Consider the following 14,123-nt stretch of genomic DNA (forward strand, 5'->3'; position numbering starts at 1 on the left):
GTGTCCTTTCAGTCGAAGAGCGGCAGCCCGGCCAGGATCGCCAGCCCGATCACCGCATAGGCCAGCCCGCGAAACAGCCGCTCGCGCGCGGGATCGAACAGCGCCTGCCCGGCCAGGACGCCCATCAGGTAGGGCATGGCAAGCAGGAGGCCAAGCCAGATCGCGTCCACCGTCACCAGGTCCCGCAGGAAGAGGTTGACGATGATCCCGACCTCAAGCGCCGCCAGGAAGAGGATGGTGTTGGCCCGCACCGCCTCGGCCCCCGACGGCCCGGCCAGGTAGAACAGGATCACCGGCGGCCCGGTCAGCCCGGTGGCCCCTCCCAGCACGCCCGCCGCGCCGCCGATCGCGCCCAGCCCCGGCCAGCCGACCCGCCCGCGGTAGCGCCAGCCCGACACCAGCGCCGCCAGCGTCACCGCCGCGGCCAGCGCCACCAGCCAGCGCAGCAGGTCACGCTCCAGCACCGTCAGCAGCCAGACCCCGACCGGGGCGGTCAGGACCGCGGCCAGCGCCAGCACCCCGACTTGCCGCTTGTCCGCCGCCGCCCAGGCCCGCGGCAGCATCGCCGGCCAGGAAAACACCCCCGTCACCGACAGGAGCACGATCGCCACCGGCAGCGGCAGCAACGCCGCCGCGACCGGCATCACGATCAGCGCGGTGCCGAAGCCGGTGAAGCCGCGCACCAGCCCGGCGATCAGGTAGGCAAGGATGAGGATGGGCAGCCCCGGCACCGAAAGTGCCAGGGCCAGCCCGTCAGGCATCGATGTTGGCGAACTGGTTGCCCGCGTTGGCGTCAGGCTTGGACCAGTCCCGCTTCACGCCCAGCCACAGCACGATGTTCTTGGCCACGTAGACCGAGGAATAGGTCCCGACGATGACGCCCCAGGTGATCGCAAAGACAAAGCCCCGGATCACGTCGCCGCCCAGCACCAGCAGCGCGATCAGCGCCAGCAGCGTGGTGCCCGAGGTCATGATCGTCCGGCTCAGCGTCTCGTTGACCGAGAGGTTCATCACCTCCTGCAGCGGCATGGTCTTGTACTTGCGCAGGTTCTCCCGCAGCCGGTCGAAGATCACCACCGTGTCGTTGATCGAGTAGCCGATGATCGTCAGCAGCGCCGCGATGGTCGCCAGGTCGAACCGGATCTGCAGCAGCGAGAAGATCCCGATCGTCACGATCACGTCGTGGAACAGCGCCGCCACGGCACCGATCGAGAACTGCCATTCAAAGCGCAGCCAGATGTAGAACAGGATCGCCGCCAGCGCCGTCATAACCGCGATGATCGCGGTCTGGATCAGCTCGCCCGACACCTTGGGCCCGACGGATTCGACCGAGGTGAACTTGATCGTCGGCTCGACCGCCTTCAGCGCCGCCTCGACCTGGTTCACGGTCTCGGCCGACACGCTCTCCTGCCCGTCCTGGGCCTGGATGCGGATCATCGCCACGTGGTGGTCCGAGGCAAAGGAGGGATCGAACACCTCCGAGATCGACACGTCGCCCAGGTTCAGCGCCTGCAGCGCGTCGCGGTACTCGGACACCACCACCGGGTTCTCGGACTGGGTCCGGATGGTCGTGCCGCCGCGAAAGTCGATGCCGAAGTTCAGGCCCATCACGGCCCAGATGATGATCGAGGCGATCATCGCCACGACCGAGGCGCCGAAGGTCACGTAGCGCGCCTTGAAGAAGTCGATGTGGGTCTCGTCGGGAACCAGTCTCAAGCGCATCTCACACCTCGATCGTCTTGGGCCGCGCCCGTTCGAACCACATCACGACAATCAGTCGCGTCACCCAGATCGCGGTGAAGACCGAGGTCAGGATGCCGATCCCCAGCGTCACCGAGAACCCGCGCACCGGGCCCGAGCCCAGCACGAAGAGGATGATGGCGACGATGAAGGTCGTGATGTTCGCATCCACGATGGCCGACAGCGCGCGTTCATAGCCCAGCTCGATCGCCCGCGCCGGCCCTTTGGCCGTCCGCGCCTCTTCCCGGATCCGCTCGAACACCAGCACGTTGGCGTCCACCGCCATGCCGATGGTCAGCACGATCCCCGCGATGCCCGGCAGGGTCAGCGTCGCACCGATCAGCGACAGCAGGCCAAAGATCAGCCCGACGTTGATGATCAGCGCGATGTTCGCGAAAAAGCCGAAGAGGCCATAGCTCAGCCACATGAAGCCCAGCACCAGCACGAAGGCGACCGCCACGGCGATCTTGCCCGACTGGATCGAATCCGCGCCGAGTTCCGGCCCGATGGTCCGCTCCTCGAGGAAATCGAGCCCCGCGGGCAGCGCACCGGCGCGCAGCAGGACGGCCAGGTTGGTGCTTTCCTCGACGCTGAAGTTGCCGGTGATGATGCCGGACCCGCCGGGAATGTGGCTCTGGATCACCGGGGCCGAGATGACCTCGTCGTCCAGCACGATCGCGAAGGGCGACCCGATGTTGCCGGCGGTGTAGTCACCGAACTTGCGCGCGCCCGCCGGGTTGAACCGGAAGCTGACCGCCGGGCGGCCGTTCTGGTCGAACGACGGCTGCGCGTCCACAAGCTCCTCACCGGTGACGACGGGCGCCTCCTCGAGGATGTAGTAGACCCCTTCCTCGTCGAGCGAGGGCAGAACCTCCTGCCCCGCGCCGACCCGCTCGTCCGCGCTCGACGCGCGGCCCACGACCGGCTGGAAGGTCAGCTGCGCGGTGGTGCCGATGATGTCCTTCAGCTCCGACGCGCTGCCGAGGCCGGGGACCTGGATCAGGATCCGGTCCGAGCCCTGGCGCTGGATGGTGGGTTCGCGGGTGCCGACCTCGTCGATCCGGCGGCGGATGATCTCCAGCGACTGGCGCACCGTGCGTTCGTCGGTGGCGGCCTTCTCGGCCTCCGACAGCGTCACGATCAGCACGTCGCCCTCGGCGCGGACCTCGATGTCGTTGGCCCCCGCCCCGGTGAGCGAGGTCACCGGCCGCGCGATGCCGCGCACGGCGGACAGCGCCGCGTCCATCTGGTCGGCATTGCCGATCCGGATGCGCAGCTCGTCCGGCGCGCCGTCCTGCAGGCGGATGGTGCCGATCGTGTCGCGCTGGTCGCGCAGCACGTCCCGCACCTCGGGCCAGAGGCCCTGCATCCGGCTTTCATAGACGTCCTGGGTGCGGACCTCGGCCAGCAGGTGCGCCCCGCCCCGCAGGTCCAGCCCCAGGTTCACCAGGTTCGAAGGCAGGTATTCGGCCCAGCCCTCGGCAGGTTCACCGGCCGCGACGGCGTCGTTGTAGCGCTCGACCCTGGGATAGAACGCGTTCGGCAGCGCGAGCACCAATCCGGCGATGATGATCGCCCAGATCAGGACGCGCTTCCAGGTTTCGATGTGAAGCATGTCGCGGCCCCCGGCCGTAGTGTCAGGACTTGGCCGGCTCGGTCTTGCTGCGGACGTGGGCGAGCGTGGATTTCACGACGCGCACCTTGACGCCCTCGGCGATCTCGAGCTCGATTTCCTCGTCCTCGCGCACCTTCACGACCTTGCCGACGATGCCGCCCTGGGTCACCACCTCGTCGCCGCGGCGCACGTTGTTGACCATTTCCTGGTGCTGTTTCAGCTTCTTCTGCTGCGGTCGGATCAGCAGGAAATACATGATCACGAAGATCAGGATCAGCGGCACGAATTGTGCGATGGCGCTCCCGTCCATGGGGCCTCCTCTGGGTTCGGCGGGGACCCCCCGCGAAAGTTTGGCGGAACCTATGTCCCGGAAGGGTGGATTGCAAGGCTCCGCCCATGCCTGCCGCCGGGTGAACCACCGCGGCGAGGTGTCGCTCGTGCGGGGGCGCGGGGCGGCACTCCACCCCGTCCTGCCCCCGCACCCCTGCCCCACAGACGACACCCCCTCCCAAGGGGCGGGGTTCCATCCCGCGGCCGCGCTGCCCGTCCGAATGCGGACCCCGACACCTGCAAGCCACCGCCGCCTTAACCCCTCCCTCCCCCACCCCGTTCGCACCGACGCGATACCGACGTGATACCGACGCAATACCGACGTCCCGTGCGCCCCGTTTACCGCCCGGCCCTTTCGGGGCATAACCCGGCCACGAATCCGACCCCGAAGGGAGACACCCGATGCACGACATTCGCCAGATCCGCGACAACCCGGCCGCCTTCGACGCCGCGCTTGCCCGCCGTGGAGCCTCGGCCCTGTCGTCGTCGGTGCTGGCCCTCGACGAACAGCGGCGCGCGAAGATCCATGCCGCCGAAACCGCGCAGGCCGACCAGAACGCCGCCTCCAAGCAGGTCGGCGCCGCCAAGGCCAAGGGCGACGAGGCCGAGTTCGAACGCCTCCGCGCGCTGGTCGGCGAGAAGAAGGCCGAGGTCGCCGCCCTGCAGGACGAGGCCAAGGCGCTCGACGCGCAACTCACGGAACTCCTTATGGGAATTCCGAACCTGCCGCTCGCCGAGGTGCCCGAGGGCGCCGACGAGGCCGACAATGTCGAGCTGCGCAAGACCGGCACGCCGCCGGGCTTCAACTTCGAGGCGAAGGAGCATTACCAGCTGCCCGGCGTCGCCGCCGGCATGGATTTCGAAACCGCGGCCAAGCTCTCGGGCGCGCGCTTCGTGGTGCTCTCGGGCGCCGTGGCGCGCATCCACCGGGCGCTGGCGCAGTTCATGCTCGACACCCATGTCGACGAGAACGGGCTGCAGGAAACCTGGACCCCCGTCCTGGTGCGCGAAGAGATGATGCTGGGCACCGGCCAGCTGCCGAAATTCGGCGAGGACAGCTACCAGACCACCAACGGCTGGTGGCTCGTCCCGACCGCCGAGGTCAGCCTGACCAACATCGTAAACGGCGAGATTGTCGAGGAAAATTCCCTCCCCCGCCGCTACGTGGCGCACACCCAGTGCTTCCGCTCCGAGGCCGGCAGCGCCGGCCGCGACACCGCCGGCATGCTCCGCCAGCACCAGTTCGAGAAGGTGGAGATGGTCTCGATCACCCGCCCCGAGGACTCGCTGGCCGAGCACGAGCGGATGACGAAATGCGCCGAGGGCATCCTCGACAAGCTGGGCCTCGCCTACCGCACCGTCGTGCTCTGCACCGGCGACATGGGCTTCGGCGCGCAGAAGACCCACGACATCGAGGTCTGGCTGCCGGGGCAGAACACCTACCGCGAGATCTCGTCGGTCTCGGTCTGCGGCGATTTCCAGGCCCGGCGCATGAACGCCCGCTTCCGCCCCGCCGGCGGCAAGCCGGAGTACGTGCACACGCTGAACGGCTCGGGCCTCGCCGTCGGGCGGACCCTGATCGCGGTGCTGGAAAACGGCCAGCGCGACGACGGATCGGTCGAACTGCCCGCGGTGCTCGTGCCCTACCTGGGCGGCAAGAGCGTGCTGACCGCCGAGGGCACCCTCGTCTAAGGCATTGATCCAACCGTGCGTTCCATGCGTAATCGCCGCATGGAACGCATGAAGGCCATCCTCGTCCTCGTCTCCTCGATCGCATTCGCGGTCGCGCCGATCGTGTCGCCGCCCTTCGCGGGCTACCGGCCCGACCAGTTTCCCGTGCCGCAGATCGACCCGCCGATCCAGCCGCCGGGCTGGACCTTCTCGATCTGGCTGTTGATCTACGTCTGGCTGATCGTCAGCGCGGTCTACGGCCTGGCCAAGCGGGCCGATGACCCGGCCTGGGATCACCCCCGCTGGCCCCTCTTCCTCAGCCTGTGTTTCGGCGCGGCCTGGCTGCCGGTGGCCACGATCTCTCCGATCTGGGCCACGGTCCTGATCTGGGCGATGCTGGTGGCCGCGGTGCTGGCCCTTTTCCGCGCGCCGCGGAGCGAGACGCCCTGGCTCGCCGCCCCCCTCGGGCTTTACGCCGGCTGGCTGACCGCCGCCGCCTGCGTCTCGACCGCGATCACCTTCACCGGCTACGGGATGGAGCCGGTGATGCCGACCCACCTGGGCCTGCTCTGCCTCGCGCTTGCCATCGGGATCGGCGTGCTGCTGCAGCGGGCCGAACCGTTCTACGGCCTAGCGCTCGCCTGGGCGCTGGTCGGGGTCATGGCCTCGAACCTCTTTCCGCCGCAATACCTGTTCCTGATCGTCGGCGGTGCCGGACTGCTGATCATCGGCTGGCTCTGCCTGCCCCGCGACCGCGCGGCCTGAGCCCCGGCCACCCGCCACGCCCCGGACGCCCCCGCTTTGCGAAATGGTGTGTTTCCACAATGGAAACCGCCAGTGAATTAAGGCTTTTCCCATGGGAAAAGTCGAAATGACCTAAAGGCAATTAAAAACTCAATATTGCCACAAAAATGCCCCAATCCTAACTTGCCCAAGATTTTCTGCCGACCGGCAATTACTATGGGGAGAGTTAGCCATGAAAATCGCCCAATCCGCGTTCCTTGCAATCGGGCTCGCGGTTCTTTCGGGAACCGCACAGGCGGGGACCATCACCAGCCAGACCTTCGACACCGACCCGGTGCTGGGCAGCAGCCAGGCCGCGGGAACCTGGTACACCGACCGCTATGCGCCTGCCGGGTTCTCCTCGCAGGACTTCATGGGCGACAGCCGCCTGGCTCTCGAACTGTCCGAGGACGACGCACAGGGCAACCGTACCAGCTCCTACAGCAGCGCGTTCTACAACACCCAGGGCCGCAAGTACGACACCGACGGCGCGACCTCGGTCTCGGTCGAGATGTACATCGACTCCGCCTGGCAGAACGACGCGTCGCGGATCGCGGGCATCTGGGGCAGCGCGATCGACGCCGCCAGCGCGATTTCGTCCTACCCGATCATCGAATTCGCGAATGGCGGTTTCCAGGTCTACAGCAACGGCGTTTTCACTTCGGTGGCCGCGACGTTTGCCTATGACGCCTTCGCGAAACTCGAAATCGCGCTGTCCGGCGCGTTCTTCGATATCTTCATCAACGATGACAAGGTGCTGAGCTTCGACAGCAACGGCTCGACCTCGATCGCGAATGCCATTCTTCAGGGCTACAACACCGGCGTCGAGCGCACGATCTACTTCGACAACTTCGTCGCAAGCACCCCGGCCGAGGTGCCGCTGCCCGCGGGCCTGCCGCTGCTGATCTCGGCGCTCGGGGCCGCCGGCCTGATCGCGCGCCGCAAGAAGGCCGCCTGAGCACGCGCCGCCGCCACCGCGCGGCGATGGTGAGCGCATGATCGAAACGCCTCCGCAGACATCTGCGGGGGCGTTGTCGTCTGTCCGTTCGGGGCGGACCCGGTGAACCGGCTTGTCTGCGCGGTCCGGGATGGCTACGTCAGGTCATGCTGCATCAAGGCCTCTGGCGGGAAGCACGATCACATGACGAAGAGCCTACTGCTGACCGGCGCAAGTCGCGGGATCGGACATGCGACGGTCAAGAAGTTCTCGGCCGAGGGGTGGCGGGTGCTGACCTGTTCGCGCCAGCCCTTCGACCGCAGCTGCCCCTGGCCCGGCGGCGAGGAGAACCACATACAGATCGACCTCTCGGACCCCGCCGACACGATCAACGCGGTCGAGGTCATCCGCGAGCGCCTCGATGGCCGCCTCGACGCGCTGGTGAACAACGCCGGCATCTCGCCCAAGGGCGCGGACGGCGCGCGGCTCAACACCTTCGACACCGACCTGATGGACTGGGGCAAGGTGTTCCACGTCAACTTCTTCGCGCCGATCGTGCTGGCCCGGGGGCTGCGCGACGAACTGGTCGCGGCGCAGGGCTCGGTCGTGAACGTGACCTCGATCGCGGGCGCCCGCGTGCATCCCTTCGCGGGCGCGGCCTATGCCACGTCCAAGGCGGCGCTGTCGGCCCTGACCCGCGAAATGGCGCATGATTTCGGGCCATTGGGGGTTCGCGTCAACGCCATCGCCCCCGGTGAGATCGCGACCTCGATCCTCTCGCCCGGCACCGACAAGATCATCGAGACGGTGCCGATGAAGCGGATTGGCCAGACCAAAGAGGTGGCCGATGTCATCTACTTTCTCTGCACCCAGCCGTCGAGCTACGTGAACGGCACCGAGATCGAGATCAACGGTGGGCAGCACGTCTAGGGGCCGACAGGCGCCCCCTACTCCGCCTGTTCGGGCTGCCGCAGCCGTTCCGCCGCCTCGCGTGCCAGCGGCCTCAGCCCGGTGCCGCCCCCGTCCACGTGGGCCAGCAGCGCCGCGCGCATCCGCGGCTCCCAGAAATCAGTCAGGTGCGCGGCCACGCGTTCGGCCCCGTCATCGCCCGGCTGGGTCTCGAAGAAGGTGGCGATCTGGTTCGCCATCATCACTAGTTTCTCAGGCAACATGCCATTCCCCCGCAATCCGTTCCGCCCCCGACCAGAGCTCGAAGCCGCCGTCGCGCGCCGCCGCGGCCAGGGTGATCCCCGCCGCCTGCGCCACCTCGACCGCCAGCGTGGTCGGTGCCGACACCGCGACGATCGCCGGGATCCCCGCCATCGCGCATTTCTGCACCATCTCGACCGAGACGCGGCTGGTCAGCACCGCCGCCCCCGCGCCCCTGTCGGCGCCCTCGCGCGCCAGCGCCCCGATCAGCTTGTCGAGCGCGTTGTGCCGTCCGACATCCTCGCGCGCTGCGACGATCCCCTGCCCCGGAACAAGGAACCCCGCCGCATGCACCGCCCGCGCCCGGTCGTGCATCGGCTGCAGCGCCCGCATCGCCTCGGGCGCGCCCGCCACCTCGCTTGCGTCGAACATCGGCCCCGGCCCCACGCGCGGCACATCCCGCATCGCCTGGTCGAGGCTGTCGATCCCGCACATGCCGCAGCCCACCGGGCCCGCCATGAACCGCCGCCGCGCGGCCAGCGCCTCGGCCCGGTCGGACGCCAGCCACAGCCGCACCTCGATCCCCTTGGCCTGCTCGGCGATCTCCAGGCTCTCGACCTGCGACAGCGTGTCGATGATCCCTTCCGTCAGGCAGAACCCGAACGCGAAGTTCTCGAGATCGGCGGGCGAACACATCATCACCGCCACCGACGACCCCTGCGCCACGATGGCGACAGGCCGTTCCTCGGGCAGCATCCGGGACGCGTCCAGCACCCGCCCGCCGCGAAACGCGGTCATGGAGGACGAGACGACCCCCTTCATTCCGCCGCCGGCAGGATGCGCCGGGCCCGTTCGCTGAGCGCGGAATAGTCCTCCTGCCAGTCCGACGGCCCGTTCGAGGCCGAGATCTGCACAGCCGTCACCTTGTATTCCGGGCAGTTGGTCGCCCAGTCCGAATAGTCGGTGGTGATCACGTTGGCCTGCGTGTCGGGGTGGTGGAAGGTGGTGTAGACCACGCCGGGGCTGACCCGGTCGGTGACCTCCGCGCGCAGCGTCGTCTCGCCGGACCGCGACGCCACCTTGACCCAGTCGCCGGTCTTCAGCCCCCGGTTCTCGGCATCGTGCGGGTGGATCTCCAGCACGTCCTGATCGTGCCAGACCACGTTCGCCGTCCGCCGGGTCTGCGCGCCGACGTTGTACTGCGACAGGATCCGCCCCGTGGTCAGCAAGAGCGGGAAGCGCGGGCCGGTCTTTTCATCCGTCGCAACATATTCGGTCACGATGAACCGCCCCTTGCCGCGCACGAAATGGTCCACGTGCATCAGCGGCGTGCCCTCGGGCGCGCTGTCGTTGCAGGGCCACTGGACCGATCCCTTTTCCTCGAGCATCGGGTAATCGACACCGGCGAAGGACGGCGTCGTCGCCGCGATCTCTTCCATGATCTGGGCCGGGTGGGTGTAGTGCCAGTCCGCGCCCATGGCATTGGCCAGCAGCTGCGTGACCTCCCAATCCTCGTAGCCGTTGCGTGGCGCCATCACCTTGCGCACCCGGTTGATCCGGCGCTCGGCGTTGGTGAAGGTCCCGTCCTTCTCGAGAAAGGTCGAGCCCGGCAGGAAGACATGGGCGTAGTTTGCGGTCTCGTTCAGGAACAGGTCGTGCACGATCACACAGTCCATCGCGGCGAGGCCCGCCGAGACATGTTTCGTGTCCGGGTCGGACTGCAGGATGTCCTCGCCCTGGCAATAGAGGCCCTTGAAGGTGCCATCGACCGCCGCGTCGAGCATGTTGGGAATGCGCAGGCCCGGCTCCGGGTCGATCGCCACGCCCCAGAGGCTTTCGAAGATCTCGCGCACATCGGCATTCTTCACGTGGCGATAGCCCGGCAGCTCGTGCGGGAAGCTGCCCATGTCGCACGATCCCTGCACGTTGTTCTGGCCGCGCAGCGGGTTCACCCCGACGCCGGGCCGGCCGATGTTGCCGGTCAGCATGGCGAGGTTGGCGATCCCCATCACGGTGGTCGAGCCCTGGCTGTGCTCGGTCACGCCGAGCCCATAGTAGATCGCCCCGTTGCCGCCCCGGGCAAAGGTCCGCGCCGCGGCGCGCAGCTCGGCCGAGGGCACGCCGGTCAGCATCTCGTTCGCTTCCGGGCTGTGGCGCGGGTCGCGGACGAACTCGGCATAGGCCAGGAACTCGTCCCAGTCGCAGCGCTCGCGGATGAAGGCCTCGTCGAAGAGCCCCTCGGTGACGATCACATGCGCCAGCGCGGTCACCACGGCGACGTTGGTGCCGGGGCGCAGCGCCAGGTGATGCGCCGCCTCGACATGGGCCGAGCGGACCAGGTCGATCCGGCGCGGGTCGATCACGATTAGCTTGGCCCCCTGCCGCAGCCGCTTCTTGAGCCGCGAGGCAAAGACCGGGTGGCCGTCGGTCGGGTTGGCGCCGATGACGATGACGACGTCGGTGTGCTCGACACTGTCGAAATCCTGCGTGCCGGCCGAGGTGCCGAAGGTCTGGCCCAACCCGTAACCCGTGGGCGAATGGCAGACCCGCGCGCAGGTGTCGGTGTTGTTGTTGCCAAAGACCGCGCGGGCAAGCTTCTGGACGAGGTAAGTCTCCTCGTTGGTGCAGCGCGACGAGGTGATGACGCCGATCGACTTCTGGCCATAGGCCGCCTGGATGCCGCGCATCTTTCCGGCGGCAAAGTTCAGCGCCTCGTCCCACGACACCTCGCGCCAGGGATCCTCGATCCGGTCGCGGATCATCGGGTTCAGGATCCGGTCGCTGTGCGCGGCGTAGCCATAGGCAAACCGCCCCTTCACGCAGGAATGGCCCCGGTTCGCCTTGCCGTTCTTGTAGGGCACCATGCGAACCAGCTCGTCGCCGTTCAGCTCGGCCTTGAAGGAACAGCCGACCCCGCAATAGGCGCAGGTGGTGATGACCGAGCGGTCCGGCGTGCCCAGCTCGATGACGGAAGTTTCCTGCAGCGTGCCCGTCGGGCAGGCCTGCACGCAGGCGCCGCAGGACACGCAGTCCGACGACAGGAAATCGTCACCGGCCGCACCCGGCGAGACCCGGCTTTCGAACCCGCGCCCTTCGATCGTCAGCGCGAAGGTGCCCTGCACCTCCTCGCAGGCCCGCACGCAGCGCGAGCAGACGATGCACTTGGCCGGGTCATAGGTGAAATAGGGGTTGCTCTCGTCCTTCGGCAGCCATTCCGGGTTCGCCCGGCCCGAGGTGTCGCGTGGCGCGAAATGGTTGGCGAGGCCGCCGCCCTGCGGCGCCTCGTAGCGCACGTCGCGCAGGCCGACCATGCCGGCCATGTCCTGCAGCTCGCAATCGCCGTTGGCCGCGCAGGTCAGGCAGTCGAGCGGGTGGTCGGAGATGTAGAGCTCCATCACGCCGCGACGGATCTTCTTCACCTTGGAGGACTGGGTGTGCACCACCATGCCCTCGGCCACCGGCGTGGTGCAGGAGGCAGGTGTGCCGCGCCGCCCCTCGATCTCGACCACGCAGAGCCGGCAGGAGCCCCAGGCCTCGAGGCTGTCGGTCGCGCAGAGCTTGGGGATGCGCAGCCCGGTCTCGGCCGCCGCGCGCATCACGCTGGTGCCCTCGGGCACGGTGATGGCAAAGCCGTCGATGGTCAGGCTGACGGGCGTGCCGGTCTTCAGCGGCGTGCCCATGTCCCAGTCGGCGGGGGAATGATGAAGTCTTTCATGTCCGGACCTCCGGGATTGCAGAGAGGGTGGCCGGGGGCTCTGCCCCCGTCGCGACGGGGTCGCGACTCCCCCGGGATACATCGACCAGGAGAAGGGTGGGCCGGCGTGCGGGATGGCAGGCGGCGCGCGTCATTCCGCGGCCTCTCGGCGGGGTGCGAAGTCCTCGGGCGCGAGGCGCAGGGCCGAAAGCACCGGGTAGGGCGTGAAGCCGCCGAGCGCGCAGAGCGAGCCGTCCTTCATCGTCTCGCAGAGATCCTCGAGCAGCTCGATCGCGCCGGCATCGCCCTGGCGGATGCGGTCGATGGTCTCGACGCCCCGCACCGCGCCGATCCGGCAGGGGGTGCACTTGCCGCAGCTTTCCACCGCGCAGAACTCCATCGCGAAGCGCGCCATCGCGCCCATGTCGGCGCTGTCGTCAAAGACCACGAGGCCCGCGTGGCCGATCAGCCCGCCCTCGCCGTCGAACTCCTCGTAGCCGAAGGGCGTGTCGAACTGGTGCGGGCCGAAATAGGCGCCGAGCGGCCCGCCGACCTGCACCGCCTTGACCGGGCGGCCCGAGGCAGTGCCGCCGCCGATCCCCTCGACGATCTCGCCGAGGCTGAGGCCGAAGGCGGTCTCGAAAAGCCCGCCGTGCTTCACGTTGCCGGCGATCTGCAGCGGGATGGTGCCGCGCGACCGGCCGAGGCCGAAGTCGCGGTAGTGGTCCGCGCCCTTTTCGAAGATCACAGGCACGGTGGCGAGCGAGATGACGTTGTTGACCACGGTGGGCTTGCCGAAGGCGCCTTCCAGCGCGGGCAGCGGCGGCTTGGCGCGGACGGTGCCGCGCTTGCCCTCGAGCGAGTTCAGCAGCGACGTCTCTTCGCCGCAGACATAGGCGCCCGCGCCGACCCGGACCTCGAGGTCGAAGGCGCGGCCGGAGCCGAGGATGTCGGGCCCGAGCAGGCCCGCGTCACGCGCAAGCCCGATGGCCCGGCCCATCACCTCGATCGCGTCGGGATATTCCGAGCGGATGTAGACGAAGCCCTTTTGCGCTCCGGTGCCGAGGCCCGCGATCACCATGCCCTCGACCAGGCAGAAGGGATCGCCCTCCATGATCATCCGGTCGGCGAAGGTGCCGCTGTCGCCCTCGTCGGCGTTGCAGACGATGTACTTGCGGTCGGCCTGCGCCTTGCGGACCGTGTCCCACTTGATGCCGGTCGGGAAGCCCGCGCCGCCACGCCCGCGCAGCCCGCTCTGGGTCACCTCGGCGACGATGGCCTCATCGGTCATCCCGAGCGCGCGGCGCAGCCCGGCGAAGCCGCCATGCGCCTCGTAGTCGGAGAGCGACAGCGGATCGGTCAGCCCGCAGCGGGCAAATGTCAAGCGGGTCTGTTTCGCGAAGAAGGGGATCGCCTCGACCGGGCCGAGCGCCAGGGGGTGATTGCCGAAGCCCGCGTCGAAGAGGGCCGGCACATCCGCCGCCGTCACCGGGCCGAAGGCGGTGCGGCCCGCATCGGTCGCGACCTCGACCAGCGGTTCCAGCCAGACCATGCCGCGGGTGCCGTTGCGCACCAGCTCGACCGTCACGCCGCGCGCGGCGGCCTCGCGCAGGATCGCCGCGGCCACGGCATCGGCGCCAAGCGCGCGGGCGGCGGCGTCGCGGGGGACGTAGACCTTCATGCCCCCTCCTCCATCAGCGCATCGAGCCGCGCGGCATCGACCCGCCCGTGCAGCACGCCGTCGACCTGCACCGCCGGCCCGCAGGCGCAGAGGCCGAGGCAGTAGACCGGCTCAAGCGTCACGGCCCCGTCGGCGGATGTCTCGCCCCAGTCGAGCCCGGTCAGCCGCTGCGCCGCCGCTTCCAGCGCCGCTCCGCCCTGCGCCTGGCAGGCCTCGGCCCGGCAGACGCGCAGCACCCGGCGCCCGGCCGGCTCGGTGCGGAAATCATGGTAGAAGCTGACGACGCCATGCACCTCGGCGCGGCCGAGGTTCAGCGCCCGGGCGATCCGGTCGACGGCGGCGGCGGGCACATGGTCGAACGCCGCCACCAGCGCGTGCAGGATCGGCAGGACCGGCCCCTCCATCTGCGCGTGATCGGCGATGATCCGGTCGATATCCGCATCTGCGGGCGGGGTATGGGGCATGGCGGCCTCGGCACGGAGGTGGCTGTCTTGCCCCGCTTCTGCGCCCCGTCACGCGGGAA

Annotated in this window: 12 protein-coding genes and 1 pseudogene; 4 read left to right on the forward strand and 9 right to left on the reverse strand. The window is 68.6% G+C overall.

What is annotated here, in order from left to right; translation table 11 throughout:
• Window positions 1–8 precede the first annotated feature (8 nt).
• Genes ACE2AC_RS07595 through yajC form a run of 4 tightly spaced genes read right to left on the reverse strand, consistent with a single transcriptional unit; the run spans window position 9 to window position 3,665 of the window.
• Entirely contained in the window at window positions 9–761 is a 753-nt protein-coding gene (locus ACE2AC_RS07595; RefSeq protein WP_375691496.1) for a TSUP family transporter, read from the reverse strand.
• Entirely contained in the window at window positions 754–1,722 is a 969-nt protein-coding gene (gene secF, locus ACE2AC_RS07600) for a protein translocase subunit SecF (protein ID WP_375691497.1), read from the reverse strand. The genes ACE2AC_RS07595 and secF overlap by 8 nt, the downstream gene beginning before the upstream one ends.
• Before the next feature lies 1 nt (window position 1,723).
• The gene (gene secD, locus ACE2AC_RS07605; protein ID WP_375691498.1) at window positions 1,724–3,355 is read right to left on the reverse strand and encodes a protein translocase subunit SecD; all 1,632 of its coding nucleotides are present in this window, start codon (window positions 3,353–3,355) and stop codon (window positions 1,724–1,726) included.
• A gap of 22 nt (window positions 3,356–3,377) precedes the next feature.
• Window positions 3,378–3,665 carry a preprotein translocase subunit YajC gene (gene yajC / locus ACE2AC_RS07610; RefSeq protein WP_375691499.1) on the reverse strand — a complete coding sequence of 96 codons (288 nt, stop codon included), beginning with the start codon at window positions 3,663–3,665 and terminating at the stop codon, window positions 3,378–3,380.
• 422 nt (window positions 3,666–4,087) lie between these two features.
• Here yajC and serS point away from each other — a divergent pair, with 422 nt between their 5' ends.
• The 4 genes from serS (at window position 4,088) to ACE2AC_RS07630 (ending at window position 8,006) form a co-directional block, all read left to right on the forward strand.
• Window positions 4,088–5,377: a serine--tRNA ligase gene (gene serS / locus ACE2AC_RS07615; protein WP_375691500.1), complete on the forward strand. Its 1,290-nt coding sequence runs from the start codon at window positions 4,088–4,090 to the stop codon at window positions 5,375–5,377.
• 39 nt (window positions 5,378–5,416) lie between these two features.
• Complete coding sequence (locus ACE2AC_RS07620; RefSeq protein ID WP_375691501.1) at window positions 5,417–6,121, forward strand: tryptophan-rich sensory protein; 705 nt, start codon at window positions 5,417–5,419, stop codon at window positions 6,119–6,121.
• A 211-nt stretch (window positions 6,122–6,332) separates the two neighbouring features.
• On the forward strand, window positions 6,333–7,097 hold the full coding sequence (locus ACE2AC_RS07625; RefSeq protein WP_375691502.1) for a VPLPA-CTERM sorting domain-containing protein: 765 nt from the start codon (window positions 6,333–6,335) through the stop codon (window positions 7,095–7,097).
• Window positions 7,098–7,280: 183 nt separating this feature from the next.
• Window positions 7,281–8,006, forward strand: coding sequence for an SDR family oxidoreductase (locus tag ACE2AC_RS07630; protein ID WP_375691503.1), 726 nt, complete (start codon window positions 7,281–7,283; stop codon window positions 8,004–8,006).
• Window positions 8,007–8,023: 17 nt separating this feature from the next.
• On the opposite strand, the gene ACE2AC_RS07635 is transcribed toward ACE2AC_RS07630, so the two are convergent.
• From ACE2AC_RS07635 to ACE2AC_RS07655, 5 genes and pseudogenes are all read right to left on the reverse strand, one after another.
• Window positions 8,024–8,248, reverse strand: coding sequence for a formate dehydrogenase subunit delta (locus tag ACE2AC_RS07635; protein WP_375691504.1), 225 nt, complete (start codon window positions 8,246–8,248; stop codon window positions 8,024–8,026).
• Complete coding sequence (fdhD, locus tag ACE2AC_RS07640; RefSeq protein ID WP_375691505.1) at window positions 8,238–9,023, reverse strand: formate dehydrogenase accessory sulfurtransferase FdhD; 786 nt, start codon at window positions 9,021–9,023, stop codon at window positions 8,238–8,240. The genes ACE2AC_RS07635 and fdhD overlap by 11 nt, the downstream gene beginning before the upstream one ends.
• Before the next feature lie 20 nt (window positions 9,024–9,043).
• Window positions 9,044–11,940 (reverse strand): annotated as a pseudogene (fdhF, locus tag ACE2AC_RS07645) (formate dehydrogenase subunit alpha).
• A 130-nt stretch (window positions 11,941–12,070) separates the two neighbouring features.
• Window positions 12,071–13,600: an NADH-ubiquinone oxidoreductase-F iron-sulfur binding region domain-containing protein gene (locus tag ACE2AC_RS07650; protein ID WP_375691506.1), complete on the reverse strand. Its 1,530-nt coding sequence runs from the start codon at window positions 13,598–13,600 to the stop codon at window positions 12,071–12,073.
• Window positions 13,597–14,064, reverse strand: a complete 468-nt coding sequence (locus ACE2AC_RS07655; protein ID WP_375691507.1) for a formate dehydrogenase subunit gamma — start codon at window positions 14,062–14,064, stop codon at window positions 13,597–13,599. Before ACE2AC_RS07655 ends, ACE2AC_RS07650 begins: the two co-directional genes overlap by 4 nt.
• Between the last annotated feature and the right edge of the window lie 59 nt (window positions 14,065–14,123).

Source organism: Pseudooceanicola sp. LIPI14-2-Ac024 (genome assembly GCF_042188925.1).
Classification (GTDB): Bacteria; Pseudomonadota; Alphaproteobacteria; order Rhodobacterales; family Rhodobacteraceae; genus Pseudooceanicola.